This window comes from Microbispora sp. CSR-4 (assembly GCF_008033685.1).
Classification (GTDB): domain Bacteria; phylum Actinomycetota; class Actinomycetes; order Streptosporangiales; family Streptosporangiaceae; genus Microbispora.
Genome location: NZ_VJVX01000001.1, coordinates 198,525 through 225,483 on the forward strand (window position 1 = coordinate 198,525; position 26,959 = coordinate 225,483).

The following is a 26,959-nucleotide window of genomic DNA, read 5'->3' on the forward strand; positions in this document are numbered from 1 at the left end:
CCACCACATCGGCAACATGCAGGGGAACAATGTTCGGTATGACCCGAATCCCCCTCCGCACCGCACTGGTCGTCTCGGCGCTCGCGGTGGGCCTCGCCGCCTGCCAGTCGGCGTCCTCCGAACCCGGAGCCTCTCCGGACTCCGTCTCGTCCCTGGGGACCGCGTCCGGGAAGACGACCGGCGCGGTCTACGTCACCGGCGCGAAGGCCGACGACGACCCCTGCGCCCGCGTGGTGTCCGCCATCGGCTACCTGGGGCTGTCGCTGCTGCCGGCCGGGCAGGAGGAGGCCCAGCACTGGGACGGGGACGTACGCGGCCGCTTCGGCTATCTGCGCGGCACGCTGGCGATGTACGGCCCCCACCTGCCGGCCTCCGCCTCGGCCTCCGTCTCGGCCATCGACGGCGTCGCCGCGACCCTGTCGCGGGCCGACACGGCCGGCTCGGAGCGTAAGGACCTGCTGCGCCGGTATCGCAAGGCGTCCGCCGCCGTCCTCACCGCCTGCGGCCGTTCCTGAGCCGCCACGGCGAGACGCCCCGCGACCGGCCGGCCGTCCTTCACGGCCCGCGGGTCCCGGGCACGCGGAAAGGGCCCGCTCCAGACGGAGCGGGCCCTTCGTGTGTCCGCGATCAGCCGGCGATCTTGCCGGTGTTGAAGGCGATGTTCTTGTTGGTGTTGTCGGGGCCGTACTCGTAGATGCCGATCGTCGCCTCGGCCGGGTCACCGGCCTCGTTGAACTCGATCGGGCCGGACGCGCCGTCGTAGTCGATGTCCTTGCCCGCCGCCAGCAGGTCGTTGCAGGACTTGAAGTCCTTGCACTTCTCGCCGCCGGTGGAGACCTCCTGCAGGTGGGCCGCGATGTCCGCGGGCGCGTCGCTCTTGGCGGCGACCGCCGCGAGCGCGGTCAGGATGGTCGCGTCATACGACTCGGGACCGTAGTTGAAGTCCTTGAGGTTCGGGTCGACGCTCAGCAGCTTGGCCTTGAAGTCGTCCGAGACCTGAGCGCCCGGCTGGGTGCCCTTGGCGCCGTCGAGCGTGCCCTTGGGGAAGCCGTCCTTGCCCGTGCCGTAGTTGGACAGGTTGCCGTCGACGAAGTAGTACTTCACCTTCTTGGCGGTCAGGCCCTGCTTGACGAGCTCAGGAATGATCTTCTTGGTCTCGTCGAAGCCGATCAGCGCCACGGCCTTCGGGTTGGCTTCCTTGATCTTGGCGACGTCCGCCGAGTAGTCGGCCGCCTTCGGGTCGTAGATGACCTTCTCCACGACCTGGCCGCCGCCGCCCTCGACCGCCTTCTGCACGTTGTCGGCGAGGCCGGTGCCGTACGCGTCCTGGAGGGCCAGGATGCCGACCGTGTCGTTGCCGTCGGCGAGGATCAGGTCGCCGAGGACACGGCCCTGCAGCACGTCCGGCGGAGCCGTACGGAAGTACAGACCCTTGTCGTTGTAGGTCGTGAACTGGTCCGAGGTGTTCGCCGGCGAGATCTGGACGACGCCCGCACCGGTGATCTTGTCGATGACCGACAGCGACACCGAGGACGAGGCGGCGCCGATGACCACGTCGGCCTTCTGCTGCAGCAACTTGTCGACAGACTGGGACGCAATGTTGGTCGAGGTGTCGCCCGAGTCCGTGTCGATCTGCGTCACCGGCTTGCCGAGAACACCACCGGCGTCGTTGATCTCCTTGACCGCCAGCCCGACACCCGCGAACTCCGGCGGGCCGAGGAAGGCGAGCGAGCCGGTCTGCGGCAGCAACGTGCCGACGGTGAGAACGCCATCGCCCTGGGCGGTGGCGGCAGCGGGCGCCGAGGACTCGGCAGCCGGCGCCGAGGAAGCCGGCGCGGCGCTGTCCTCACCACCGCCACAGGCCGTCAGCGCGAGGCTGGCGGCCGCGGCGACGGCCAGCGCCCGCCCGAGGGGGGCAATGCGGATCATGAAGCATCTCCTTCATCCAGGCCCGGGAATCGTCAGCGCTGCCGACTGGTCCCGATCGAATGGCTGAAAGGTACATAGCCGCGGCAAGCCCCGACCAGGGATGCATCAGAACTGTCCGCACTTGGATGCGGAGTCGTAATAACTCCTCAACTTAGCGGGACGGCCCCTGACCAGGAGTCTTCCGAACCGCGCTCCGCAGGGCGTGATCAGGCGGGCGGCTGGGCCTCGCCGCCGTTCCCGCTGACCACGATCTGGGCCACCTGGCGCATGCTCATCCGCCGGTCCATGGACGCCTTCTGGATCCACCGGAAGGCCTGCGGCTCCGTCCACCCGTGCTGGGCCATGAGCAGGCCCTTGGCCCGCTCCACGAGCTTCCTGGTCTCCAGCCGCTCCGACAGCGTGGAGACCTCCTTCTCCAGCGCGGCGATCTCCTCGTGCCTGCTCACCGCCATCTCGATGGCCGGAACCAGGTCGCCCTTGGTGAACGGCTTGACCAGGTAGGCCATCGCGCCCGCGTCCCTGGCCCGCTCGACCAGGTCGCGCTGCGAGAACGCGGTGAGAATGAGGCACGGCGCGATGCGTTCCGAGACGATGCGCTCGGCCGCGGAGATCCCGTCCAGCACGGGCATCTTCACGTCGAGGATCACCAGGTCAGGGCGGAGCTCCACGGCGAGTTTCACCGCCGTCTCGCCGTCGCCGGCCTCGCCGACCACGGCGTAACCGTCCTCTTCGAGCATCTCCTTCAGGTCGAGGCGGATCAGCGCCTCGTCTTCCGCGATCACCACTCGCCGCTGCGTACTCACGCACAAGAGGTTACCGACGTCCGCTACATTAGAACCACGTCAGGTGGAAGATGATCGACTGCCCGTCGATCATTCTAAACTTGGACATATCGGGACATAGTCCGATAAAAGCGCCGGAATGATGGAATGGCAGACATAGACGCCTCAAAAGCGTCCGCCTGAAAGGGCGTGCGGGTTCGAATCCCGCTTCCGGCACCAAGAGTCACGGCCGGAAACCGGTGGCCACGTCCGGCATCGTCGCGCGCCCGTGTAACCGGCACGTCCGATACGGGAAATCAGGTGCCGGGGAGGAGACGGACGGCGTCGAGGGCGAGGGACAGCTCGACGACGTCCAGGGGGCGGGCCAGCGACCGGCCGGTGAGCTGCTCGATGCGGCGCACGCGGTTGAAGACGGTGTTGCGGTGGCAGTAGAGCTCGGCCGCCGCCCGGACGGCCGACCCCTCGCAGCGCAGCCACGCCTCCAGCGTCGCGAGCAGCACGCCGCCGTCGGACGAGGCGATGATCGGGCCGAGGACGCCGCCCGCGAGGTGACCGGCCAGCTCCGGCTGGCAGACCACCAGGGCGGCGGGCAGCCGCTGATCCAGCCGCGCGATCTCCGGCCCGGTCCCCGAGCAGGTGCGCATGGCCACCTCCGCCAGGCGGCGGGCCGTGCCGAGGTCGGCGAGGCTCTCCACCACCGGGCTGACGCCGGCGCTCGCGAAGACGACCGGCGTGATCGCCGCCACCAGGTCGTCCAGCTCCCGGTCGCCGAGGTGCACCACCGCCATCTCCAGGTCAGGGCGCATGCGCCACAGGAACCGCAGCCCGCCGATCTCGTCGGGGCGGTGCACGCGGTCGGGCTGCGCGGGCAGCCGCGTTGTGACGACCGCATAGCGGCCGTGCTCCGGCAGGCCGAGGGCGCCCGCCGCCACGCCCGCCACGGCCGGGTCGGCGCGGCCCTCCAGGAGGGCGTCGAGCATGGCGTTGACACGCTGGTTGGTCCGGCCGAGCAGCTCGTTCTCCCGGCGGCGGTAGGCGTCGGCCGCAGCCACGGCCTGGCGGTCGATGGCGTGCCAGACGTGGGTGGCGCTGCGCAGCAGGGCGGGCAGCCGTTCCTGGCCCTGGTCGCCGATGATGTCGATGACGCCGTTCCAGGTGACCTGCGCGGCCAGGCGGTAGCTGCGCATGAGCGAGTCGAGCGGCAGCCCGAACTCGGCCCGCCTGCGCCCGACCGTCTGGGCGTACGCGACGTCGCGCCGTTCGTGCCGGGGCTGCAGGATCGCGGTGATGCCGACGCGCAGCCCCTCGTGGGTGCTCTTCCAGTGGTCCTCGAAGGGGACCGTCATGCGGTAGGCCTCGTCGCTTTCCCTGCCGCGCTTCACCAGCTCGTCGGCGAGCTCGGGCAGCCGTTCCAGCAGGCCTGCGGCGGAGGTCCGCAGCAGTTCCCGGACCTCGGCGTCCGTCCTGGACCTCATGCCCCGAATGTGCCAGCACACAGCGTCCGGAACAAGGTTCGGTTTTCGTTTCGTGATGCGGGATTGTGCTGGAGCACAGGGCGCGACGGGCGGGCATGGGCTGGGGTCCCGACTTGACGTCCGGCGCTGGACGGCCCTCGACCACGGTGGGTTGGGTGTGCCTTCATCGAAGTCACAGGAGGCGCGGATGTCTGGTGAGGCGGGCCCGGAGACCGACGGCCCGAGGATCGAGGGCCCGCGGATCGCGGACCCCGAGGAGACCGGTGGCCTCGATATCAGGGGCCTGGATGTGCGATACGGCCCCGTGCGCGCCCTGCGCGGCGTCCATCTGTCCGTGCCCGTGGGCACGGTGGCCGCGGTGCTCGGCGCGAACGGCGCGGGCAAGACGACGCTGCTGCGTGCCGTGTCGGGGACGCTGCGGTTCCACCGGGGCGCGATCACGTCGGGGACGGTCGCCTTCGGCGGATTCCGGCTCGACAGGGTGCCGGCCGCGGCGGTCGTACGGCGCGGCGTGGTCCAGGTGCCGGAGGGGCGACGGGTGTTCGCCCGCATGACGGTGGCCGAGAACCTCCGCGCCGGAGCGCTGGGCGTGCCGGGCAGGCGCGCGGCGGAGGGCCGCGAGCGGGTGTTCGAGCTCTTCCCGGTGCTGGCCGAGCGGGCCCACCAGCGGGCGGGCCTGCTGTCGGGCGGCGAGCAGCAGATGCTGGCGATCGGACGGGCGCTCATGGCCGGGCCGTCGCTGCTGCTGCTCGACGAGCCCACGCTCGGGCTGGCGCCGCTGATGGCGGCCCGGATCGCCGACACCGTGCGGCAGATCAACGCCCAGGGGACGTCGGTGCTGCTGGTGGAGCAGAACGCGGCCATGGCGCTCGCGCTGGCCGAGCGGGCGTACGTGCTGGAGGTCGGCGAGGTGGCGCTGTCGGGCCCGGCGGCGGACCTCGCGGCCAGCGACGAGGTGCGCCGCCGCTATCTCGGTGTCGGCGCGCCCGAGACAGACCGACCGGTCGGTACCGGCCCCGGCCCTGCCCCAGACTCCGCGACCGGCTCCGCGACCGGCTCCGCCCGCGACTCTGCGACCGGCTCTGCCCGCGACTCTGCGACCGAGAAGCACGAGAGGACCAGGCTGGCGAGATGGACGGCATGACCCACCGCCGCGGCGAGCCGCGCGCGTACCCGGCGAGGCGGCGACGCATACCCCTGAGAAACCAACCGGTCGGTACGGTCGGCGGCGACGGCCCGGCGGAGCTCGTGGTCAGCGAGGTGACGGTGCGCTTCGCCGGGCTCACCGCCCTCGACGCGGTGAGCTTCACCGTGGCCCCCGGCAGCGTGCACGCGCTGATCGGCCCGAACGGCGCGGGCAAGTCCACCTGCTTCAACGTGCTGTCGGGCGTCTACCGCGCCACCTCGGGCAGCGTGCGCTTCGGCGGCGCCGAGCTGACGTCGCTGCGCCCGCACCAGGTGGCCGCGCTGGGCGTGGCGCGGACGTTCCAGAACATCGCCCTGTCGCCCCACCTGACGGTGCGCGACAACCTCATGCTCGGGCGGCACCGCCTGACCCGTGCCGGCTTCGTCTCGGCCGGCCTGCGGCTGCCCGCGGCCAGGCACGAGGCCGTACGGCACGGCGCGCGGGTGGCGGAGATCGCGGAGTTCGCGGGCGTCGGCGACGCGCTGTCCATCCCCGTGGGGCTGCTGCCGTACGGCGTGCAGAAGCGGGTGGAGCTGGCCCGCGCGCTGTGCATGGAGCCGCGGCTGCTCCTGCTGGACGAGCCGGTGGCGGGGATGAACGGCGGCGAGCGGCGCGAGATGGCCGGCCTCATCGAGTCGGTGCGCGAGAGCCTCGGCATCTCGATCCTGCTGGTCGAGCACGACATGGGCATGGTCATGCGGATCGCCGACGCGGTGACCGTGCTCGACTTCGGCAGGCGCATCGCCGACGGGCCACCCGAGGAGGTCCAGCGCGACCCCGAGGTGGTCCGCGCCTATCTCGGCGACTTCGGCCGCCCCTCCGATGAACGGGGGGAGGCGTGATGGCGGTCTTCCTGGAGCTGCTCGTCAACGGGATCTCGGTCGGGGCCGTGTACGCGCTGATCGCGCTCGGCTTCGTGGTGATCTTCAAGGCGACCGAGGTGGTCAACTTCACGCACGCGTCACTGCTGCTGGCGGGCGGCTACGTGATCGCCCGGCTGCACCCGCTGATCGGGTTCTGGGCGGCGCTGGCGGCCGGGATCGCGGCGGCGGCGGTGGTCGGCGCGCTGGTGGAGTTCCTGATCCTGCGGCGGGCGCACGTCGGCTCGCGCGGTGTGCTGGCCATCGTCACGATCGGCGTGGACATCCTGCTCACGACCGAGCTCACCCGGCAGATCGGCACCGAGGTGCTCGCCCTCGGCGATCCATGGGGCGACCGGGTGCTGCACTTCGGGCCGGTCACGGTCGCCGAGACCCGTGTCGTGGCCCTCGTGGTCGCCGCCGCGCTGATCGTGGCGTTCCTGCTCGCCTTCAAGTTCACCGGCTGGGGCGTGGCGATGCGCGCCACGGCCGAGGACGCGGAGACCGCCGCGCTGATGGGCGTACGGCTCGGCCGCGTCTCGCTCAGCGCGTGGGCCGTCGCCGGGGCGCTGGCCGCGGTCGCGGCGATGTTCCTGTGCGTGTTCCCGACGCCGGGCCTCGACAGAGGGACGGCCGCGGCGGCGATGAAGGCGTTCCCCGCGGCCATCCTCGGCGGGCTCGACTCGACCACGGGCGCGCTGGCCGGCGGCCTGATCGTGGGCGTCACCGAAACGCTGATGAGCGGCTACCAGAGCGAGCTCGCCTTCCTGGGCCGCGGCATCGGCGACGCCGCGCCGTTCCTCGTGATGATCGTGATCCTGCTGCTGCGGCCCGCCGGGCTGTTCGGCACGAAGGAGCCGGCCCGTGTCTGAACCCACGCCCGACGCCGCCACGCCCGTACGCGACACGCCCCCGACGGCAGCGCCCCCGACAGCAGCGCCCCCGACAGCAGCGCCCGCACTAGAGACGCCCGCACCCGGCGCGTCCCGGTCCCGCCCGGCCGCGCCCAGGATCACGGCACGCGCCCTCCGGTCGGTGCTGCGTTCCCCGGCACGGACCCTCCGGTCCGTGCTGCGTTCCCCGGCACGGACCCTCCGGTCCGTGCTGTGGCTCGCGGTGGCCACGGTGGCCGTCGCGGTCCCCTTCTACCTGGAGGGGTTCTGGCTGCAGGCGGGGCTGTTCGCGATGTCCGCGGCGATCGGCGCGATCGGGATCAACCTGCTGACCGGGGCGACCGGGCAGCTCTCCCTGGGACACGCCTTCTTCCTCGCGGTCGGGGCGTACTCCTACGTCTCCCTGTCGACCGACCTGGGCCTCCCGACGCCGCTCGCGGCCGTGGCCGCGGTGATCGTCGCGGGCCTGTGCGGCGGCCTGTTCAGCCCGATCGCGGGCCGCCTCAAGGGCGCCTACCTGGGCATCGCCACGCTCGCCCTGATCTTCGTCGGCCAGCACATCCTGTTCAACGCCGAACCGGTGACCGGCGGCTTCAACGGACGGCCGGTGCCGCCGATGGAGCTGTTCGGCCTCGTCTTCGCCGACACTCCGGAGCTGGTGGTGCTGAACGTGCCGTTCGGTTCGCTCGAACGGCTGTGGTTCCTCGGGATCGCGCTGCTCGTGGGCGCGGCCGTGTTCGCCAGGGGCGTGCTGCGCGGCCGTCCCGGGCTGGCGATGAACACCATCAGAGACCACGAGATCGCCGCCGGGGTCATGGGCGTCCCCGTCGCCCGATACCGCGCGGGCGTGTTCGTCCTGTCGTCCATGTACGGCGGGCTCGCCGGGGTGCTGGTCGCCCTGGTCTTCCAGCAGGTCGTGCCGGACTACTTCGGCATGCTGCTGTCGCTCGACTACCTCGCGATGATCGTGATCGGCGGCCTGGGATCGGTCGCGGGAGCGGTCGCCGGGGCCGCGTTCGTCTCCCTGCTCCCCCAGCTGCTCACGCGCTACAGCGACGCCCTGCCGCTGGTGGCCGAGCCGGGTTCCGGCGGGGTCTCCCCCGCCGAGGCCGCGCGGATCCTCTACGGCGCCGCCGTCGTCGCGGTGGTGCTGTTCCTGCCCGGCGGTCTGGCCGGGCTCGCCACGCGGCTCGGCCGCGTTCGACTCAAGGAGCTCAGATGGGCAAAATCGGCACCCGCGCCGGCGTCGCGGCGTTAGCCCTGCTGTCCCTGGCCGTCTCATCGTGCGCGAGCGGCAAGGCCACGGGCGGAGGCGACGGCGCCGGGGCGGCGGCCGGCGGCGACGGGGTCAAGACCGGCCCCGGCGTCTCGGCCACCACGATCACCGTGAGCGCGCTCACCGACCTGACCGGTCCGTACGCGTCGTTCGGCAAGAGCCTGACGCAGGCACAGCAGCTGTACTTCGACCAGGTCAACGCCGCCGGCGGGGTCTGCGGCCGCAAGTACGAGCTGATCGTCCGCGACCACGGCTACGACACGCAGAAGGCCGTGGCGGCCTACACCGAGGTCGCGCCCAAGTCGGCGGCGATCCCCCAGTTCATCGGCTCCCCGATGATCACGGCGCTGAAGCAGCGCATCGACGGCGACAAGCTGCTCACGATCCCGATGGCATGGGCGACCACGCTGCTCGGCAGCCGGGCCATCCAGGTGACCGGCACGACGTACGACGTGGACATGATCAACGCCGTCGAGTTCCTCGTGAAGGAGAAGGGGATCACGTCCGGTGACAAGATCGGGCACCTCTACTTCGAGGGCGACTACGGCGAGAGCTCGCTCAACGGCTCGAAGTACGCCGCGGACAAGCTCGGCCTGCAGATCGTCGAGCAGAAGATCAAGGCGACCGACCAGGACATGAGCGCCCAGGTGGCGGCGTTCAAGGCGGCCGGGGTCAAGGCCGTGCTCGTCTCGGTGGGGCCCCGGCAGACGGCCTCGCTGGTCGGGGTGTCCCTGGCCAAGGGCATGGACGTGCCGTTCGTCGGCAGCAACTCGGCCTACTCTCCGCAGCTTCTCCCGACCCCGGCCGGGCCTGCCCTGCTGAAGGACTTCTACTACGTGTCGGCGGGGACGCCGGTCAGCGCCCAGAACCCGTCGATGCAGCGGCTGGTGGCCGACTACCAGGCGAAGTATCCCGGCGAGACCATCGACAGCGGCGTGCCCACCGGCTGGAGCGCGGCGATGATCGTGGACGAGGCGATGAAGAAGGCGTGCGAGGCCAAGGACCTCACCCGTGAGGGCGTCCTGACCGCGCACCGCACGCAGTCGGGCTTCGGCGGCGACTTCGGCACGCCGATGGACTTCACGTTCTTCGACAAGCCCGCCTCCCGGTCGTCGTACGTGCTCAAGCCCGACAAGGCGGCGCTCGGCGGCGCGGTGGTCCTCAGGGAGGCGGAGGTCTCCGAGCTGGCGAAGGACTATCCGGTGCCGGTGGGCTGACGGGCGACGGCCGCCGCGTCCGCGCCGGAGGTCAATCGCTAGCATCCCCCTACCGAACAATCGTCTGGAGAATCGATGCGACGCACCATCTACGGCGAGGACCACGAGGCATTCCGCGACTCCGTCCGGCAGTTCGTGATCCGCTCCGTCGCCCCGCGGGCCGAGGAGTTCATCGAGCGCCGGCTGATCGACCGCGAGGTGTGGCGGGAGGCCGGCCGGCAGGGGTTCCTCGGCCTGGAGGTCCCCGAGGAGTACGACGGCGCGGCGGCCGGCGACTACCGCTTCAACGCCGTGCTCATCGAGGAGCTCGCCGGGGTGGGCATGGCTCTGGCGTCCAGTTTCGGCATCCACTTCGACGTGGTCGCGCCCTACCTGGTGGAGCTGACGACGGACGAGCAGAAGAAGCGCTGGCTGCCGCCGTTCTGCTCGGGAGAGCTGATCACCGCGATCGGCATGACCGAGCCGAGCGGCGGGTCGGACCTGGCGGCGCTGCGCACGACCGCCGTAAGGGACGGCTCCGACTGGATCATCGATGGTTCCAAGACGTTCATCACGAACGGCTACCAGGCCGACCTCGTCGTGGTGGCGGCGCGCACCAGCCCGGAGAAGCGGGCCAAGGGCATCACGCTGTTCGCGGTCGAGGAGGGCATGCCCGGCTTCCACCGGGGGCGCAAGCTGGACAAGGTCGGCCAGCCTGAGGCCGACACGGCCGAGCTGTTCTTCGAAGGCGTGCGGGTGCCGGCCGCCAACGTGATCGGCGAGGTGGACCGGGGGTTCATCGCGATGATGGAGCGCCTCCCCCAGGAACGGCTCGGCAGCGCGGTCACCAACATCTCCCACGCCGCCGCCGTGCTCGCCGAGACCCTGTCGTACGTGAAGGAGCGCAAGGCGTTCGGCCAGGCGATCGGCAGCTTCCAGTACAACAAGTTCACCCTCGCCGACCTGGTGACGAAGGTGGAGGTGACCCGGGCGTACGTCGACCAGTGCGTGGCCGCCCACACCGCCCGGGAGCTGACGGCGGTCGACGCGGCCAAGGCCAAGATGTGGACCGCCGAGGTGCAGAACCAGGTGATCGACGCCTGCGTGCAGCTCTACGGCGGCTACGGCTACATGAAGGAGTATCGCGTGGCGCGGGCCTGGGCGGACGCCAGGGTGACCCGGATCTGGGCGGGGTCCAACGAGATCATGCGCGAGATCATCGGCCGGGACCTCGGACTGTGAACGAGCCCGTGATCGACCGGACGGCCTATCCCCACTGGCGTGACGTGCCCACCCGATGGAAGGACAACGACGTCTACGGGCACGTCAACAACGTCGTGCACTACTCGCTCATGGACACCGTGATCAACACCTGGCTGATCGAGGAGGCCGGGCTGGACATCCACGAGGGCCCGGCGATCGGGCTGTGCGTGGAGTCGCGCTGCTCCTACCACGCCTCCGTGTCCTTCCCGCAGGTGATCAGCGTGGGCCTGCGGATCGGGCGCCTCGGCCGCTCCAGCGTCCGCTACGAGCTCGCGCTGGTCGCCGGGGACACGCTGGTCGCCGAGGGCGACTTCACGCACGTCTTCGTGGGCCGGCGCACCCGCCGTCCCGTGGAGATCGGCCCGCCCCTGCGCCCCGCCATGGAACGCCTGCTCCTTCCCCACGCGTGACTTACGGGTGGCGGGCTCAGCGCCCGTTGACGTTGACCGCCACCCGGCTCAGGTGACCCTCCTGCGCGATGTCCAGCAGGGTGGCCGCCACGTCCGCCCTGGTCAGGGCGTGCGGCATGCCCAGCAGCTCGCGGCGGATCACGACCGCCCCGGTGGCGGGCCGGTCGGTGAGCCGGGTCAGCCTGACGATGGTCCAGTCCAGGTCGCCGGCGCTCACGGCCCGCTCCAGGTCGCGGGCGTCGGCGTACTGGGTGGCCAGCAGGCGGCGCAGCAGCCACAGGACCAGGAACGGCCTGCGGGCGACGATCGGATAGGGGGTGGTGACGATCAGCCGCCGGACCCCGGCCTCGGCCATCGCCCGCATGACGGTGCGGGTGGCCTCGGCCGCACGGTGCGGGTCGCGGCTGTCGCCGCCGTTGATGATGGAGATCACCGCGTCCGCGTCCGCCACGGCCGTGCGCATCTTCTCCAGGTCGCGGCCGTCGCCCTCGACGACGGCGTGCGGTCGCGCTTCCAGGGCGGCGGCGTTGCGGGTGAAGGCGGTGACCCGGTGGCCGCGGCGCAGCGCCTCGGCCAGGACGTATCGGCCGGTGTGGCCGGTGGAGCCGATGAGAGTGAGGTTCACGGACGTTCTCCTCAGCGGTTGGCGGGCCGGTTGACGACGGCCACGGCGACGATCAGGACGAAGGCGGCCAGCGTGGTCAGGGTGCGCAGGTCGTGGAACAGCTCCCAGCGCCGGAAGATCTCGGCGTAGCCGGCCGGCACCGGGCCCGCGGCCCATTGGAAGGTCAGGCGCACGTCCAGCGGAACGGCTCCGAACGTGGGGATCTCGTTGGCCGCGCCGTACGCGAACGCGCCCGCGAGCAGGCCGGTGGCCAGCAACGCCACCCCGTGGACATACCTCTGTGGGGTTTCCATGACCGCCAATACTCGTCCGGCCGGAGCGCGGCGGCGTCCTGCCCATGGAGTCATCCGCCGCTACCCCACCGGGATCAGCCCGGCCGGACGGGCTAAGCCGCCGGGAGTAGCCCGCGGTGGCGGGCCTCAGGCGAGGCTGTCGAGCCAGGCGCGGTGGAGGCGGGCGAACCGGCCCGCTCCGGCGATCAGGCGGTCCGGCGGGCCGTCTTCCACGATCCGGCCGTGCTCCATGACGAGCACCCGGTCGGCGATCTCCACGGTCGACAGGCGGTGGGCGATGATCAGCGCGGTGCGGTCGGCGAGGATCGTCCGCAGCGCCCGCTGGACGAGGCGCTCGCTGGGCACGTCGAGGCTGGAGGTGGCCTCATCGAGGATCAGCACGGCGGGGTCGGCGAGGAACGCCCGGGCGAACGCCACGAGCTGCCGCTGCCCGGCCGACATGCGCCCGCCGCGCTTGCCGACCTGCGTCTGGTAGCCGTCCGGCAGCATGGAGACGAACGTGTGGGCGCCGATGGCCTCGGCGGCCCGCTCGATCTCCGAATCCGGCGCGCCGGGCCGCCCGAACCGCACGTTGTCGGCGACCGTCCCGCTGAACAGGTAGTTCTCCTGGGTGACCATCACAACGTGGCGGCGCAGGGTGTCCTCGTCCAGGTCGCGCAGGTCCACGCCGTCGAGCAGCACCCGCCCGGCGACCGGGTCGTGGAACCGGGCGATGAGCTTGGCCAGCGTGGTCTTGCCCGCGCCCGTGGTGCCGACGACGGCCACGGTCTGCCCGGCGGGGATCTCCAGGTCGAGCAGTGGAAGCACCGGCGGGCCGCCGGGATAGGCGAACCGGACGGCCTCGAACCGCAACGCCCCCGCGGCGCGCGGCAGCGGCACCGGGCGGCGGGGCGGTGCCACCGAGGGCCGCTCCTCCAGCACGCCCGACAGCTTCTCCAGCGCCGCCCCGGCCGACTGCAGCGCGTTGTAGAACTGCGAGATCTCCTGCATCGGCTCGTAGAACTGGCGCAGATAGAGCAGGAACGCCGCGAGCACGCCCACCGTGACCGTGCCGTGCAGCGCCAGCAGGCCGCCGTACAGCAGGACTGCGGCGATGGTGATGTTGCCGATCAGCTTGATGCCGGGCATGAACACCGCGACCAGGCGCATGCCGCGCGTGTTGGCGGCGCGGTAGTCCGCGTTGAGCCGCGCGAAGATCTCCTGGTTGCGCGGCTCCCTCCGGAACGCCTGCACCGCCCTGATCCCGGTCATCGACTCCACGAAGTGCACGATCACCAGCGCCACCGCCTCCCGCGTACGGCGATAGGCGACGCTCGACTCGCGGCGGAACCACCGGGTGAACAGCAGCAGGACCGGCAGCGGCAGCAACGCCACCAGGCCGAGGCGCACGTCGAGCACGAGCAGCATGACCGCGGTGCCGCACAGCGTGAGCACGGCCGTGACCAGGCCGTCGAACCCGGAATCGAGCAGCTCCGCGATCGCGTCCACGTCGGAGGTGAGCCGGGAGATGACCCGCCCCGAGGTGTACTTCTCGTGGAACGACAGCGACAGGCGCTGGAAGTGGTCGAAGACCCGGCGGCGCAGCTCCAGCAGGATGTCCTGGCCGATCCGGCCCGACATCTGCAGGAACGCCTGCCGGGTGAGCGCCTGGGTGAACGTGGCGCCCAGCAGCGCGCCGACGATCGCGAGCAGCGTGCCCGCGCCCTGTCCGCGCAGCATGGGCGGGATCCCGTCGTCGATGCCCGCCTTCACGAGGTACGGCAGGGCCAGCCCGGCGGCGTTGGACACCACGATGACCGCCGTGAGCACGGCGATCGCCCTGCGGTGCGGGCGCAGCAGGTCGCCGAGCAGGCGGCGCGACCGGGTGCGCAGCAGCAGGGAGACCCGCTCGGAGATCTCGTCCCGCTCCTCCGCGGCGACCCCACGCCACGTGTCTGTCTCCGTCGCGTCGTCGGCGGGCCGCTGGGTCATCGCATCGATCCCTCGGGGTCGAGGTCGGCGTCCTGGGCGAGCAGTTCGCGATATTCCGGCACGGCCGACAGCAGGTCGCCGTGGCGGCCGACGTGGGTGACGGTGCCGTCGCGCAGCAGCGCGACCCTGTTGGCGAGCAGCACGGTCGAGGCGCGGTGGGCCACGACGATGCCGGTCGCCTCGGCGAGCACCCGCCGCAGCGCCTCCTCGACCAGCGCCTCGGTCTCCACGTCGAGCGCCGACAGGGTGTCGTCGAGGACGAGCACCCGCGGCCTGCCGAGGACGGCCCTGGCCAGCGCGAGCCGCTGCCGCTGACCGCCCGACAGCGACATCCCCTGCTCGCCGATGCGGGTGTCGAGCCCCCACGGCAGGTCGTACGCGAACGTCGCCTGCGCGATCTCCAGGGCCTGCCGGATCTCGTCCTCGGTGGCGTGCCCGTGGCCCAGCGTCACGTTCTCGCGGACGCTCATGGAGAACAGCGTCGGCTCCTCGAACGCGGTGGCGACCACCGAGCGCAGCGAGGTCAGCGACAGGTCGCGCACGTCGTGCCCGTCCACGGTGACACGGCCCTCGGTGACGTCGAGCAGGCGGGGCACGAGCGCGGTGAGCGTCGTCTTGCCCGACCCGGTGGCCCCGACGAGGGCGACGGTCTCCCCCGGCCGCACCTCCAGCCACACGTCGCGCAGCACCGGCCGGTCGGCGCCGGGGAAGCGGAACCCTACGCCTTCGAAGCGCACGTGGCCGCGCGGACGCTCGATGACGGCCGGGCCGCCGCTGATCGCGGGCACCGTGTCGAGCACCTCGATCACCCGGTCGGCGGAGGTCATGGCCTCCTGGCCCATCGTGAGGATGTAGCCGAGCGAGGCGACCGGCCACACGAGCTGGAGCACCAGTGTGGTGAACGCGACCAGGGTGCCGAGCGTCAGCGCGCCGGCGCCGACCGCGATCGCGCCGAGCAGGAGGACGAGGGCGAGCGTGACGTTCGGCACGACTTCGAGGAAGGTGAAGAACCGGGAGGCCAGCCGCACCTTCGCCAGCGAGGTGCGGCGGATCTCGCGGGCGGCGGCGGCGAAGGTCCCGAACACGTGCTCGCGCCGCCCGAACGCCTTGACCGTGCGGATGCCCACGGCCGACTCCTCGACCAGCGTGGCGAGGTCGCCCTGCTGGTCCTGCACCTGCCGGGAGACGACCCTGTAGCGCCGCTCGAAACGCAGTGACAGGGCCACGATCGGGACGGCGGAGACGGCGACGAGCAGGCCGAGCGGCCAGTGCATCCGCAGCAGCACCACGGTGACCGCGGTGAGCTGCAGGATGTTCATGATCAGGAACAGCATGCCGAAGCCGAGGAACCTGCGGATCGTCGACAGGTCCGTCGTCGCCCTCGACAGCAGTTGCCCCGACTGCCATCCGTCGTGGAAGCTCATCGGCAGCCGCTGGAGATGCCGGTAGAGGTCGTCGCGGATCGCGGTCTCCAGGCCGAGGACCGGACCGGCCTGCGACCAGCGGCGTACGAACGTGAGAACGGCCTCGGCGACGCCGAGGCCGACGGCCAGCAACCCGAGCGGGACCAGCCCGCCGAGGTCCCCGTGGGCCACCGGGCCGTCGATGATCTCCTTGCTCACCAGCGGGATCACCGTGCCCGCGGCGATCCCGAGCAGCGCGGCTACCCAGCTCACCACCAGGCTGCGCACGTACGGGCGCAGGTAGGACCGCAGTCGCCACAGCGAGTGCCATGGTCTGTGACCAGTGCCGCCGCTCGCGCCGGGCCCGGGGTCCTGGGGGGAGTCCATCAACGGGCGCAGCGCTCCTCCGGCATCCGGCACGACGGCATCTGACAGGAAAGGTCGACTCGATCCTGCCATGCTCCGTCGAAGGACGCCGCGCCTTCAAGGGGTTTTCCCCCGCCGCCGGGTGCCCCAGGTCATGCGGCCCGGGCACCCGGGCGTGCGCCGGGAGGTCAGCTCGACGGGTGGGCGACCGCCGAACCGATGGTGTGGACGCGCAGGGCGTTGGTGGAGCCGTGGTTGCCGGGCGGCGACCCCGCCACGACGACGACCTTGTCGCCCTTCTCACAGACGCCGAGCGACAGCAGCGAGGCCTCGACCTGGCGGACCATGTCGTCGGTGTGGTGCACGAACGGCACCTCGAACGTCTCCACGCCCCACGTCAGCGCGAGCTGGCCGCGCACCTGCGGGTTGGAGGTGAACGCCAGCAGCGGGATCGGCGAGCGATAGCGGGCCAGCCGCCGGGCGGTCTCGCCGGACATCGTGAACGCCACCAGGGCCTTGGCCCCGACGATCGCGCCGACCTCGGCGGCGGCGCGGGCGATGGCCCCGCCTGTCGTCTCGGGCAGGCGGTCCAGCGTGTGGGTGGCCTGCAGCGTGGTGCTCTCGGCGGCTACCGCGATGCGGGCCATCGTGGAGACCGACTCGATCGGGTAGTTGCCCACCGAGGTCTCGCCGGACAGCATGACCGCGTCCGCGCCGTCCATCACGGCGTACGCGACGTCGGACGCCTCGGCGCGGGTCGGCCGGGGGGCGCTCATCATCGAGTCGAGCATCTGGGTGGCCACGATGACCGGGTGGGCCTTCTCGCGGCACAGCTCGATGATGCGGCGCTGGACGATCGGCACCTGCTCAAGCGGCAGCTCGACGCCGAGGTCGCCGCGGGCGACCATCACGCCGTCGAAGGCGTCCACGATCTCTTCGAGGCGGTCGACGGCCTGCGGCTTCTCGATCTTGGCGAGGAGCGGGAGCCTGACGCCCTCCTCCTCCATGATCCCGTGGACCAGCGCGGCGTCGTCCGGCGACCGGACGAACGACAGGGCGATCATGTCGAAGCCGGTGCGCAGGGCCCAGCGCAGGTCCTCCTCGTCCTTCTCCGTGAGCGCCGGGGCGCTGACGGCGACGCCGGGGAGGTTGAGGCCCTTGTTGTCGGAGATCATGCCGCCGATGACCACGCGGGTGACGACGCGCGGCCCCTCGACCGCGGTCACCTCGAGGTTCAGCCGTCCGTCGTCCACGAGGATCGTGTCGCCGGGCTTGACGTCGCCCGGCAGGCCCGCGTAGGTCGTGGAGACGATGTCCCGGTCTCCGGGGACGTCCTCGGTCGTGATCGTGAAGACGTCGCCGAAGCCGAGCCGTACGGGACCGGAGGCGAAACGTCCGACGCGGATCTTGGGACCCTGGAGGTCGGCGAGGACGCCCACGGCGCAGCCCAGCTCGTCGGCGGCGGCTCTGACCCGGTCGAACACCTCCTTGTGCAACTCGTGGCTGCCGTGCGAGAGGTTGAAGCGGGCGACGTTCATCCCCGCCTTGATGAGCTCGCGTAGGCGCTCCGGTGAGGAGGTGGCGGGCCCGAGGGTACAGACGATCTTTGCTCGACGACTCACAGCACTACCCTAATTGGTACAGACCACTTGCAGAGACGGGCGCACACAGCTGTCGCCAAATGTTCAGACACTTCACGCGATCACCCGCGTGCCCTAGCCTTGGCAGCCATGGGACGTACCCGGACTTGGGGGGCAATAACGGCGCTGTTCACCCTGGCCGCGTGCGCAGGACAGGCTACCGAATCGGCAGCGCCGCCGATGGGTGTTTCGGTGTCGCTCAACCAGTGGCGCAGCGACGAGACATCCCATGAGCTCGAGGTGTCCGTGCGCAACGACACCACCACGCGGGTGCGCTTCCAGGACGTCCAGCTCGTCACGGACTCGTTCGCGACGCTCCCGCCGGCCCCCGTGGACACCACCCTCGGCAAGACGCCGCGTACGGACCTGCGGATCCCGTACGGCGAGGCGCGCTGCGACCCGGAGAAGATCCCGCCGGTGCGCCCGGCCACGGTGGTGGCGCACATCCAGGTCGGCGACGGCGCCCTGCACAAGGTGGAGTTCCCGGTCCACCACCCCGATCCCACGCTGGACGGGCTGGTGAAGGCCGAGTGCGGGGCCTACATCCTGCGCCAGTCGGTGGACGTGACCTTCGGGGACACCTGGACCCGCGCGGGCCGGATCCTCCACGGGAACCTCGTCGTCACCAGGAAGGGCGGCTCCGAGCCGGTCACCATCGACGAGCTCGGCGCCACCACGCATTACACGATGCTGCCCCGCTCCGGCAAGAGCCGGCCGGTGGCGGTGCTCGCGGCGGACGCCACCCGGCTGGAGATCCCGGTGGAGATCACCCCCATGCGCTGCGACTGGCACGCCTTCGCCGAGGCCAAGAAGGCCTACCTGTTCCCGGTCTACGGCACCGTGGGCGGCGGCGAGAAGCGCTACCTCATCGCGACGCCTCCGGCTCCGGTGCAGCAGACGTTCCTGTCGTACGCGCAGGACGTGTGCGGCGTCGGCGGATCCTGATCGCGAGCCCCGCCCAGGAGGCGAGCACGACGGCGATCACCGCCAGCCGCACGTGCCACACGTACGCCTCCGGATAGACGACGCCCTCGATGTAGGTGTCGATGAAGCCGCCCGGCAGCAGCCCGCCCTCCCCCGCCCTGGCCCGCGCCCAGTTCTCCAGCGCGGTCAGCGGGCACTCCACGAGCCCGGTGAGCTGCACCAGGCCCCAGGCGGCCAGCGCGAGGTGCGGCCAGATCAGCCGGGGCCGCCACCAGGCGAGGAAGCCGCCCAGGGCGATGTAGGCGATGACGACGAAGTGCACCACCATCGTGGCCTGCCAGACCAGCCCGTAGATCATGCTCTGCCCTCCTCGCGGAGGAGGGTAGGCCCCCGTAGCCCGCCGGACATCCGGCGGGCTACTCAGACGCGTACTCAGGCGGCCCTGGAAACGGCCCAGGAGGCCGCTCAGGACGTGACGGTGGCGGCTCGGGCGGCATTGACCAGACCGTGCCCGAAGAAGCCGTTCTTCGCCGTGGGCCCCTCGCAGACCTGGCTCTCGCCCGTGCTGTAGCGGTAGGTGCGGGGCGTCGGGCAGCCCTTCGGGGTCGCCGTCGCGTACAGCAGGCGCTCCACCTGCGCGGGGTCCATCTGCAGCCCGCCCCTGCCCGGCTTGCCGAACCGGCCGATGATCAGCGCTGCCACCCCGGTGACGTGCGGCGCGGCCATGGAGGTGCCCTCCAGGTACTGGTAGTAGGCGCACTTGCCGCCCTGGCAGTCGCGGACCACCGACGACGTCTTCGGCTTGCCGTCGGCGAACAGCAGGCCCCTGGCGCGCAGCACGTGCTCGGGGGCGGCGGCCAGGATCTCCCGGCTCACGCCCTTGAGATCGGTGCCGCCGTCGAACAGGTCGCCGCCGGGCGCGGAGATGTCGGTCTGCTCGACGCCGTAGTCGGAGTACGGCGCCTTGCGCCCGCTGGGGCCGACGGAGGACACCGAGATGACGCCGTCGAGCTCGGCCGGGACGTTGAGGCAGGTGTTGTCGATGATCCGCTTCTTCTCCGAGCCCTTGGGGAAGTCGGGGCTGGAGGTGTCGGTCTTCACCTTGCCGAGGTCGAGGCTCTCGTTGCCGATCGCGCTGACGAGCGTGACGCCACGCGTGTAGGCGTACCTGACCGCGCGGCGCATGCCCTCCAGGATCCCCCGCTGCTCAAGGCTCTCCCTGGTCGTGTCGCTCGGGTTGCTCGCGCAGTTGAACGTCCAGGGGTCGACGTAGAAGCTCATGTTGACCACGTCGACGCCGACGTCGGCGGCGTACTCCAGGGCGTCCATGGTGGGCTTGAGGAAGAAGAAGCCCGAGTCGGTGCCGGCGCGGAGGTTGACCAGCGACACGTCGGGGGCGACCCCGGCGACGCCGATGCCGTTGATCGGCGAGCCGATCGTGCTCGCGACGTGGGTGCCGTGGCCGTCGTCGTCGACGTCGGCCGGGTCCTTGCAGCCCGCGTGCTCGCAGGGCCCGTCGAGCGGCTTGCCGTTCTCGTCGAAGGGCTGGTCGATCACGAAGTTGCGGCTGAGCGCCCGGTTGAAGTTGGGCGCGATGTCGGGGTGATTGCCGTCGATGCCGGTGTCGATGACGCCCACCAGCACCTTGTGGCTGCCCCGGGCCTTGGCGTACGACCCGGTGGGGGTGGCGCCGATCATCTTCATGTCCCACTGGCGGTCCGAGAGCGGGTCGCCCCCCTGTGCCGCTTGCTTCGGGGCCGCTTGCTTCGGGGCCGCTTGCTTCGGGGCCGCATGCTTCGGGGCCGCCCGGACGTGCTTCGGGGCCGGCCCGGCGTGCTTCGCGCGCGGCGCGACGGGCACGTCGGCGGTCCTGCCGATGGGACGGTCGAGCGTGACGCCGACCACGGAGGGATCGGCGCCGATCCGCTCGGGATCGGTCGTGCGCACGACGAAGTAACCGAGCTTGTCGTCCCGCGCCTGGATGGTCGCTCCGGCTGCCTCGACCGCCCGCTGCGCGGCGTCGCCGCCGCCGTCCTTGTAGAAGACCAGGTAGTTCTGCGCGGGTTCGGACGCGGTCGCCGCCCCCGGCAGTCCCGCGGCCCCCAGCCCGCCGAGCAGCGTGATGGACATGATGGCCCCGGCGAGCCGCCCCCGTGCGTGCAACGATCCTCCTCGATTGCGGGCACCCGGTGCCGGGGCCCCTCGATACGGGCTCAGCATCCTCCCGGCAGCCGTACGCGCTCGCAACCCGGCCACCGAATTGGGATATGCCCGTTTTATCCCCTAAATGCCCACACCGGCCGTGGTCCGGTCCCCTGGGACCACGGCCGGTGGATCACGTCTCAGACGAGGGGGCGCGCCGTCGGAGGGATGGGAACGGGCAGCACGGTCCGCCCGCTCAGATAGCTGTCCACCGCCGCCGCGGCCGAACGGCCCTCGGCGATCGCCCAGACGATCAGCGACTGGCCGCGGCCCATGTCGCCGGCCGCGAACACGCCCTCGACCGATGTCGCGTACGACGCGTTCCTGGCCACGTTGCCCCGGGCGTCGAAGAACGACTCCGGGTCGCCGGACAGCGCCGCGAGGTCGTTCAGCAGCGGGCCCTTCTCGGGGCCGAGGAAGCCCATGGCGAGCGTCACCAGCTCGGCCGGGATCTCCCGCTCGGTGCCGGGGATCGGCTTGAAGCCCGCCGCCGGGCCCTCGACCTCGACCAGGCGCAGCGCCCGCACGTTGCCCTCGTCGTCGCCGACGAACTCGGTGGTGGACACCGCGTAGACGCGGTCGCCCGCCCCGGCCTCCAGCTCCTCGTGCGCGCTCTCCATCTTGAACAGCATCGGGTAGGTCGGCCACGGCTGGCTGCCCGGACGCGTCGCCGGCGGCTTCGGCATGATCTCCAGCTGGGTGACCGACAAAGCCCCCTGGCGGATCGCCGTGCCGATGCAGTCGGCGCCGGTGTCGCCGCCGCCGATCACGACGACGTGCTTGCCCTTCGCGGAGATCGGCGACTCGGGGAAGTCGCCGTGCTGCGCCTTGTTGGCCGGCGGGAGATACTCCATCGCCTGGTAGACGCCCTTGAGCTCGCGGCCGGGCACCGGCAGGTCGCGCCACGCCGTGGCGCCGCCCGCCAGCACGACCGCGTCGAACTCCTCGCGGAGCTGCGCCGCCGTGACGTCCACGCCGACGTCGACGCCGGTGCGGAACTCGGTGCCCTCGGCCTCCATCTGGGCGATGCGGCGGTCGACGTGCCGCTTCTCCATCTTGAACTCGGGGATGCCGTAGCGGAGCAGCCCGCCGATCCGGTCGGCCCGCTCGAACACGACCACGTCGTGCCCGGCGCGGGTGAGCTGCTGCGCGGCGGCGAGACCGGCCGGGCCAGAGCCGACGACCGCGACCTTCCTGCCCGTCCTGGCCGCGGGCGGCTGCGGCGTGACCCAGCCCTCGGCGAAGGCGCGGTCGATGATCTCGACCTCGACCCGCTTGATCGCGACCGGGTCGGAGTTGATGCCGAGGACGCACGCCGACTCGCACGGCGCGGGGCACAGGCGGCCGGTGAACTCCGGGAAGTTGTTGGTCGCGTGCAGCCGCTCGATCGCCTCACGCCAGTCGTCGCGGTAGACGAGGTCGTTCCACTCGGGGATGAGGTTCCCCAGCGGGCAGCCGTTGTGGCAGAACGGGATGCCGCAGTCCATGCAGCGCGCGGCCTGCTTGGTGAGCGCGGGCCGGGGGAAGTCCTCGTAGACCTCGCGCCAGTCGCGGATGCGAACGTCGACCGGGCGGCGCGCCGGCAGCTCACGCCCGTGTGTCAGGAACCCCTTCGGGTCAGCCAACGGTGTAACCCCCCTCTATCCCTGTGCGGAAACGGTCGCGGAAACGGACGCGGTGATTCGCATCGGCGTCACCCGTGGGCGGCGGTCATGACCGCCTCGTCGATGTCGCGGCCCTCGGCCTCGGCGGCGGCCCGCGCCTGCAGGACCCGCTTGTAGTCCGACGGCATGACCTTGGAGAAGCGGCCGAGCGCGATGTCCCACTCGGCGAGCAGGGCCTTGGCCACCGTGGACCCGGTCTCCGCGAAGTGCTTCTCGACGATCTCGCGCAGGAATTCGGCGTCGTCGTCGTCCAGCGCCTCCAGCTCGACCATCTCGCGGTTGACCCGCTCGGACCGCAGGTCGAGCACGTAGGCGACGCCGCCCGACATGCCGGCGGCGAAGTTGCGGCCGGTCGGGCCGAGGACGACGGCCCGGCCGCCGGTCATGTACTCGCAGCCGTGGTCGCCCACACCCTCCACGACGGCGGTCGCGCCGGAGTTGCGCACGCAGAACCGCTCGCCCACGATGCCGCGGACGAAGACCTCGCCGGACGTCGCGCCGTAGAGGCCGACGTTGCCGGAGATGACCTGCGTCTCGGCCTCGAACGGCGCGTCGGGGTGCGGGCGGACGACGATGCGGCCGCCCGACAGGCCCTTGCCGAGGTAGTCGTTGGCGTCGCCGGTCAGCCGCAGCGTGATGCCGCGCGGCACGAACGCGCCGAACGAGTTGCCCGCCGAGCCGGTGAACGACACGTCGATCGTGTTGTCCGGCAGGCCGGCCCCGCCGTACCGCTTGGTCACCTCGTGGCCGAGCATCGTGCCGACCGTACGGTTGACGTTGCGGATGGGCAGCTCCAGCGTCACCGGCTCGCCGAGGTTCAGCGCGCCCTCGGCAAGCTGGATCAGCGTGTTGTCCAGCGCCTTGTCGAGCCCGTGGTCCTGCTCGACGACCTTGCGGCGCGGGGTGCCCTCGGGCAGCTCCGGCTGGTGCAGGATCGGCGACAGGTCGAGGCCGGAGGCCTTCCAGTGCTCGACCGCCTGGGTGGTGTCGAGCAGGTCGGCCCGCCCGATCACCTCGTCGAGCGAGCGGTAGCCGAGCTCGGCGAGGTACTCGCGCACCTCCTGGGCGATGAACTCGAAGAAGTTCACCACGAACTCGGGCTTGCCGGTGAACCGCTTGCGCAGCTCGGGATTCTGGGTGGCCACGCCCACCGGACAGGTGTCGAGGTGGCAGACCCGCATCATGACGCAGCCGGAGACGACCAGCGGAGCGGTGGCGAAGCCGTACTCCTCGGCGCCGAGCAGCGCCGCGATGATCACGTCGCGGCCGGTCTTGAGCTGGCCGTCGGCCTGGACGACGATGCGGTCGCGCAGCCCGTTGAGCAGCAGCGTCTGCTGGGTCTCGGCGAGGCCGAGCTCCCAGGGGGCGCCGGCGTGCTTGATCGAGGTCAGCGGTGAGGCGCCGGTGCCGCCGTCGTGGCCGGAGATCAGCACGACGTCGGCGTGTGCCTTGCTGACGCCCGCCGCCACGGTCCCGACCCCGACCTCGGCCACCAGCTTCACGTGGACGCGGGCGCGCGGGTTGGAGTTCTTCAGGTCGTGGATGAGCTGGGCCAGGTCCTCGATCGAGTAGATGTCGTGGTGCGGCGGCGGCGAGATGAGGCCGACGCCGGGCGTGGAGTGCCGGGTCCTGGCGATCCACGGATACACCTTGTGGCCTGGCAGCTGGCCGCCCTCGCCGGGCTTGGCGCCCTGCGCCATCTTGATCTGCAGGTCGTCGGCGTTGACCAGGTATTCGCTGGTCACACCGAAGCGGCCGGAGGCCACCTGCTTGATCGCGCTGCGCCGCTCGGGGTCGTACAGCCGCTCGGGGTCCTCGCCGCCCTCACCGGTGTTCGACTTGGCGCCGAGCCGGTTCATCGCGATGGCCAGCGTCTCGTGCGCCTCCATGGAGATGGAGCCGTACGACATGGCGCCGGTGGAGAACCGCTTGACGATCGACTCGACCGGCTCGACCTCCTCGATCGGCACGGGCGCGCCGGCGGGACGCAGCTTGAACAGGCCGCGCAGCGTCATGAGCTTCTCGGACTGCCCGTCCACGAGGGACGTGTACTCCTTGAAGATCTCGTAACGCCGGGTGCGGGTGGAGTGCTGCAGCTTGAAGACGGTGGTCGGGTTGAACAGGTGCGGCTCGCCCTCGCGGCGCCACTGGTATTCGCCGCCGACCTCCAGCCGCCGGTGCGGGTTCTCCGCGCGCGGGTAGGCCCGCGCGTGCCGCTCCAGCGCCTCCGTGGCGAGCACGTCGAAGCCGACGCCGCCGAGGCGGGAGGTGGTGCCGGTGAAGCACTGGTCGATGACCTCGGTGCCGAGGCCGAGGGCCTCGAAGATCTGCGCGCCGGTGTAGGAGGCGACCGTGGACACGCCCATCTTGGACATGACCTTCAGCACGCCCTTGCCGTACGCCTTGATCAGGTTGCGCACGGCCTTGCGCGGGTCGAGGTCGAGCTGACCGGTGGCGATCATGTCCTCGACCGTCTCGATCGCGAGGTAGGGGTTGATCGCGCTCGCGCCGTAGCCGATGAGCAGCGCCATGTGGTGGCACTCGCGGGCCTCGCCGGTCTCGATCACGAGCCCGACCCGGGTGCGGGACTTCTCCCGGATGAGGTGGTGGTGCACCGCGCCGGTGAGCAGCAGCGACGGGATCGGCGCCTTCTCGCGGGACGACCCGCGGTCGGACAGCACGATGATCCGCGCGCCGTCCTCGATGGCCCGGGAGACCTCCTGGCGGATCTCCTCCAGCCGCCGCACCAGCGCCTCGCCGCCGCCGGCCGCGTCGAACAGGCCGGACACGACGTACGGCTGGAAGCCGGGCAGCGCGCCCTCGTCGTTGATGTGGATGATCTTGGCGAGCTCGTCGTTGTCGATCACCGGGTAGGGCAGCACGAGCCGGCGGCACGAGGCCGGGCCGGGGTCGAGCAGGTTGCCCTCGGGGCCGATCGTCGACTGCAGCGAGGTGACGAGCTCCTCGCGGATGGCGTCCAGCGGCGGGTTGGTGACCTGCGCGAACAGTTGGCTGAAGTAGTCGAACAGCAGCCTCGGCTTCTCGCTCAGCACCGCCACCGGGGTGTCGGTGCCCATCGAGCCGATCGGCTCGGCGCCGTTCTTGGCCATCGGCCCGAGGATGACCCGCAGCTCCTCCTGCGTGTAGCCGAAGGTCTGCTGCCGCTTGACCAGCGCCTCGTGGGTCGGGTGCTCGTGCTCGCGCTCGGGCAGCTCCTCGAAGCGGACCAGGCCCGCGTGCAGCCACTCGCCGTACGGCTCGGCGGCGGCGAGCTCGGCCTTGATCTCGTCGTCCTCGATGATCCGGCCGCGCGCGGTGTCGACCAGGAACATGCGGCCCGGCTGCAGGCGGCCCTTGCGGACGACCTTCTCCTGCGGGATGTCGGACAGCACGCCCGCCTCGGAGGCGAGCACGACCAGGCCGTCGTCGGTGACCCAGAACCGGCCGGGACGCAGGCCGTTGCGGTCGAGGACCGCGCCGACCAGGGTGCCGTCGGAGAAGGTGATCGACGCGGGGCCGTCCCACGCCTCCATGAGGGTGGAGTGGAACTCGTAGAAGGCCCGGCGGGCCGGGTCCATCTCGGTGTGGTTCTCCCACGCCTCCGGGATCATCATCAGCACGGCGTGCGGCAGCGACCGGCCGCCGAGGTGCAGCAGCTCCAGCGTCTCGTCGAACGAGGCGGTGTCGGAGCCGTCGGGGTCGCAGATCGGGAACAGCCGCCGCAGGTCGCCCGGGATCAGGCCGGTGGCGAGCATGGCCTCGCGGGCCCGCATCCAGTTGCGGTTGCCGCGCACGGTGTTGATCTCGCCGTTGTGCGCGATGTAGCGGTAGGGGTGCGCCAGCGGCCAGGAGGGGAAGGTGTTGGTCGAGAAGCGCGAGTGCACCAGCGCGATGGCGCTGACGTAGCGCTCGTCGGACAGGTCGGCGAAGAACGGCTCGACCTGCAGCGAGGTCAGCATGCCCTTGTAGACGATGGTCCGCGAGGACAGCGAGGCGAAGTAGACGTCCGCCTCGTGCTCGGCCCGCTTGCGGAAGGCGAACACGATCCGGTCGAGGTCGACGCCGGTCTCGCCGCCGGGCGAGGTCACGAACAGCTGCGCGAAGTGCGGCATGACCGCACGGGCGGTGGCGCCGGGCAGGTCGCGGTCCACCGGCAGGTCGCGCCAGCCGAGGACGGTGACGCCCTCCTCGGCGGCGATCTGCTCGATGAGGCCGATCGCGGTCTGCCTGGCCTGCTCGTCCAGCGGCAGGAACGCGGTGCCCGCGGCGTACGCGCCCTCCGCGGGAAGCTCGAAGTCCACGACGCCGCGGAAGAACGCGTCGGGGATCTGGGTGAGGATGCCCGCGCCGTCGCCGGTGTCCGGCTCGCTGCCGCTCGCACCCCGGTGATCGAGGTTGCGGAGCGCGGTCAGTGCCTTGGCGACGATGTCGTAGCTGCGGCGGCCCGCGACATCGGCCACCATGGCTACGCCACAGGCGTCATGTTCGAAACCGGGGTCGTAGAGTCCCTGGGGCTCGGGGAGACCTCCGGAAAGGCCAAGGCGGGCAGCAGGCATGTAGTCACTCCCGTCGTCAACGTCTGCGTGGAACAGAGGGACGAC

The 26,959-nt window shown here is 71.3% G+C and carries 21 protein-coding genes and 1 tRNA gene; 10 read left to right on the plus strand and 12 right to left on the minus strand.

Translation table 11 applies throughout. The features are described from left to right. The first annotated feature begins 38 nt into the window (after window positions 1–38). Window positions 39–515, plus strand: coding sequence for a hypothetical protein (locus tag FLV34_RS00970; RefSeq protein WP_147942160.1), 477 nt, complete (start codon window positions 39–41; stop codon window positions 513–515). Between the two features lie 112 nt (window positions 516–627). On the opposite strand, the gene FLV34_RS00975 is transcribed toward FLV34_RS00970, so the two are convergent. Together FLV34_RS00975 and FLV34_RS00980 are read right to left on the minus strand one after the other, a co-directional pair. Beyond that, the gene (locus tag FLV34_RS00975; protein WP_142645098.1) at window positions 628–1,929 is read right to left on the minus strand and encodes an ABC transporter substrate-binding protein; all 1,302 of its coding nucleotides are present in this window, start codon (window positions 1,927–1,929) and stop codon (window positions 628–630) included. Between the two features lie 206 nt (window positions 1,930–2,135). Next, window positions 2,136–2,732, minus strand: coding sequence for an ANTAR domain-containing response regulator (locus FLV34_RS00980; protein WP_260617025.1), 597 nt, complete (start codon window positions 2,730–2,732; stop codon window positions 2,136–2,138). Between the two features lie 112 nt (window positions 2,733–2,844). On the opposite strand from FLV34_RS00980, the gene FLV34_RS00985 reads away from it, so the two are divergent. Further along, window positions 2,845–2,930 (plus strand) — tRNA-Leu (locus tag FLV34_RS00985). 77 nt (window positions 2,931–3,007) lie between these two features. Here the strand turns inward: FLV34_RS00985 and FLV34_RS00990 are convergent. Continuing rightward, window positions 3,008–4,186 (minus strand): CdaR family transcriptional regulator, encoded by a 1,179-nt coding sequence (locus FLV34_RS00990; protein WP_142645097.1) that lies wholly within the window; start codon window positions 4,184–4,186, stop codon window positions 3,008–3,010. Between the two features lie 187 nt (window positions 4,187–4,373). Here FLV34_RS00990 and FLV34_RS00995 point away from each other — a divergent pair, with 187 nt between their 5' ends. From FLV34_RS00995 to FLV34_RS01025, 7 genes are all read left to right on the plus strand, one after another. Next, window positions 4,374–5,330, plus strand: coding sequence for an ABC transporter ATP-binding protein (locus FLV34_RS00995; RefSeq protein WP_147942161.1), 957 nt, complete (start codon window positions 4,374–4,376; stop codon window positions 5,328–5,330). Then, window positions 5,318–6,214, plus strand: a complete 897-nt coding sequence (locus FLV34_RS01000; RefSeq protein ID WP_240970791.1) for an ABC transporter ATP-binding protein — start codon at window positions 5,318–5,320, stop codon at window positions 6,212–6,214. The genes FLV34_RS00995 and FLV34_RS01000 overlap by 13 nt, the downstream gene beginning before the upstream one ends. Further along, window positions 6,214–7,104 (plus strand): branched-chain amino acid ABC transporter permease, encoded by an 891-nt coding sequence (locus FLV34_RS01005; RefSeq protein ID WP_142645095.1) that lies wholly within the window; start codon window positions 6,214–6,216, stop codon window positions 7,102–7,104. Before FLV34_RS01000 ends, FLV34_RS01005 begins: the two co-directional genes overlap by 1 nt. A gap of 229 nt (window positions 7,105–7,333) precedes the next feature. Further along, window positions 7,334–8,383, plus strand: a complete 1,050-nt coding sequence (locus tag FLV34_RS01010) for a branched-chain amino acid ABC transporter permease (protein ID WP_261985637.1) — start codon at window positions 7,334–7,336, stop codon at window positions 8,381–8,383. Further along, a complete protein-coding gene (locus tag FLV34_RS01015; protein WP_142645094.1) occupies window positions 8,344–9,618 on the plus strand; it encodes an ABC transporter substrate-binding protein in 1,275 nt (424 codons plus the stop codon). Before FLV34_RS01010 ends, FLV34_RS01015 begins: the two co-directional genes overlap by 40 nt. A gap of 75 nt (window positions 9,619–9,693) precedes the next feature. Next, window positions 9,694–10,839: an acyl-CoA dehydrogenase family protein gene (locus FLV34_RS01020; RefSeq protein WP_147942162.1), complete on the plus strand. Its 1,146-nt coding sequence runs from the start codon at window positions 9,694–9,696 to the stop codon at window positions 10,837–10,839. Then, the gene (locus FLV34_RS01025; RefSeq protein WP_168065553.1) at window positions 10,836–11,270 is read left to right on the plus strand and encodes a thioesterase family protein; all 435 of its coding nucleotides are present in this window, start codon (window positions 10,836–10,838) and stop codon (window positions 11,268–11,270) included. The genes FLV34_RS01020 and FLV34_RS01025 overlap by 4 nt, the downstream gene beginning before the upstream one ends. Window positions 11,271–11,286: 16 nt before the next feature. On the opposite strand, the gene FLV34_RS01030 is transcribed toward FLV34_RS01025, so the two are convergent. The 5 genes from FLV34_RS01030 to pyk all read right to left on the minus strand — a co-directional run bounded on the left by FLV34_RS01030 (window position 11,287) and on the right by pyk (window position 17,550). Continuing rightward, window positions 11,287–11,895: an NAD(P)-dependent oxidoreductase gene (locus tag FLV34_RS01030; RefSeq protein ID WP_187280510.1), complete on the minus strand. Its 609-nt coding sequence runs from the start codon at window positions 11,893–11,895 to the stop codon at window positions 11,287–11,289. Window positions 11,896–11,906: 11 nt separating this feature from the next. Continuing rightward, window positions 11,907–12,188: a hypothetical protein gene (locus tag FLV34_RS01035; RefSeq protein WP_142645091.1), complete on the minus strand. Its 282-nt coding sequence runs from the start codon at window positions 12,186–12,188 to the stop codon at window positions 11,907–11,909. Between the two features lie 126 nt (window positions 12,189–12,314). After that, window positions 12,315–14,159 carry an ABC transporter ATP-binding protein gene (locus FLV34_RS01040; RefSeq protein ID WP_142645090.1) on the minus strand — a complete coding sequence of 615 codons (1,845 nt, stop codon included), beginning with the start codon at window positions 14,157–14,159 and terminating at the stop codon, window positions 12,315–12,317. Further along, window positions 14,156–15,949 carry an ABC transporter ATP-binding protein gene (locus tag FLV34_RS01045; protein ID WP_147942164.1) on the minus strand — a complete coding sequence of 598 codons (1,794 nt, stop codon included), beginning with the start codon at window positions 15,947–15,949 and terminating at the stop codon, window positions 14,156–14,158. The genes FLV34_RS01040 and FLV34_RS01045 overlap by 4 nt, the downstream gene beginning before the upstream one ends. A gap of 167 nt (window positions 15,950–16,116) precedes the next feature. Further along, window positions 16,117–17,550 (minus strand): pyruvate kinase, encoded by a 1,434-nt coding sequence (pyk, locus tag FLV34_RS01050; protein ID WP_142645088.1) that lies wholly within the window; start codon window positions 17,548–17,550, stop codon window positions 16,117–16,119. Between the two features lie 198 nt (window positions 17,551–17,748). Here pyk and FLV34_RS01055 point away from each other — a divergent pair, with 198 nt between their 5' ends. Next, window positions 17,749–18,513 carry a hypothetical protein gene (locus FLV34_RS01055; protein WP_147942165.1) on the plus strand — a complete coding sequence of 255 codons (765 nt, stop codon included), beginning with the start codon at window positions 17,749–17,751 and terminating at the stop codon, window positions 18,511–18,513. On the opposite strand, the gene FLV34_RS01060 is transcribed toward FLV34_RS01055, so the two are convergent. The 4 genes from FLV34_RS01060 to gltB form a co-directional block, all read right to left on the minus strand. After that, entirely contained in the window at window positions 18,434–18,850 is a 417-nt protein-coding gene (locus FLV34_RS01060; protein ID WP_142645086.1) for a DUF2784 domain-containing protein, read from the minus strand. The two genes, FLV34_RS01055 and FLV34_RS01060, sit on opposite strands and share 80 nt — an antisense overlap. A gap of 107 nt (window positions 18,851–18,957) precedes the next feature. Further along, on the minus strand, window positions 18,958–20,655 hold the full coding sequence (locus FLV34_RS01065) for a S8 family serine peptidase (protein WP_261985607.1): 1,698 nt from the start codon (window positions 20,653–20,655) through the stop codon (window positions 18,958–18,960). 179 nt (window positions 20,656–20,834) lie between these two features. Next, window positions 20,835–22,319: a glutamate synthase subunit beta gene (locus tag FLV34_RS01070; protein WP_142645085.1), complete on the minus strand. Its 1,485-nt coding sequence runs from the start codon at window positions 22,317–22,319 to the stop codon at window positions 20,835–20,837. Window positions 22,320–22,387: 68 nt separating this feature from the next. Then, window positions 22,388–26,914 carry a glutamate synthase large subunit gene (gltB, locus tag FLV34_RS01075; protein WP_147942166.1) on the minus strand — a complete coding sequence of 1,509 codons (4,527 nt, stop codon included), beginning with the start codon at window positions 26,912–26,914 and terminating at the stop codon, window positions 22,388–22,390. Window positions 26,915–26,959 lie beyond the last annotated feature (45 nt).

Excerpts from the sequence above, each read along its gene's own strand:
- FLV34_RS01035 (WP_142645091.1), bottom strand. The coding sequence starts at position 12,188 with ATGGAAACCCCACAGAGGTATGTCCACGGGGTGGCGTTGCTGGCCACC.
- FLV34_RS00990 (WP_142645097.1), bottom strand. The coding sequence starts at position 4,186 with ATGAGGTCCAGGACGGACGCCGAGGTCCGGGAACTGCTGCGGACCTCC.
- gltB (WP_147942166.1), bottom strand. The coding sequence starts at position 26,914 with ATGCCTGCTGCCCGCCTTGGCCTTTCCGGAGGTCTCCCCGAGCCCCAG.
- FLV34_RS01015 (WP_142645094.1), top strand. The coding sequence starts at position 8,344 with ATGGGCAAAATCGGCACCCGCGCCGGCGTCGCGGCGTTAGCCCTGCTG.
- FLV34_RS00970 (WP_147942160.1), top strand. The coding sequence starts at position 39 with ATGACCCGAATCCCCCTCCGCACCGCACTGGTCGTCTCGGCGCTCGCG.
- FLV34_RS00975 (WP_142645098.1), bottom strand. The coding sequence starts at position 1,929 with ATGATCCGCATTGCCCCCCTCGGGCGGGCGCTGGCCGTCGCCGCGGCC.
- FLV34_RS01005 (WP_142645095.1), top strand. The coding sequence starts at position 6,214 with ATGGCGGTCTTCCTGGAGCTGCTCGTCAACGGGATCTCGGTCGGGGCC.
- FLV34_RS01040 (WP_142645090.1), bottom strand. The coding sequence starts at position 14,159 with ATGACCCAGCGGCCCGCCGACGACGCGACGGAGACAGACACGTGGCGT.
- FLV34_RS01000 (WP_240970791.1), top strand. The coding sequence starts at position 5,318 with ATGGACGGCATGACCCACCGCCGCGGCGAGCCGCGCGCGTACCCGGCG.
- FLV34_RS01045 (WP_147942164.1), bottom strand. The coding sequence starts at position 15,949 with ATGGACTCCCCCCAGGACCCCGGGCCCGGCGCGAGCGGCGGCACTGGT.
- FLV34_RS00995 (WP_147942161.1), top strand. The coding sequence starts at position 4,374 with ATGTCTGGTGAGGCGGGCCCGGAGACCGACGGCCCGAGGATCGAGGGC.
- FLV34_RS01060 (WP_142645086.1), bottom strand. The coding sequence starts at position 18,850 with ATGATCTACGGGCTGGTCTGGCAGGCCACGATGGTGGTGCACTTCGTC.
- FLV34_RS01055 (WP_147942165.1), top strand. The coding sequence starts at position 17,749 with ATGGGTGTTTCGGTGTCGCTCAACCAGTGGCGCAGCGACGAGACATCC.
- FLV34_RS01020 (WP_147942162.1), top strand. The coding sequence starts at position 9,694 with ATGCGACGCACCATCTACGGCGAGGACCACGAGGCATTCCGCGACTCC.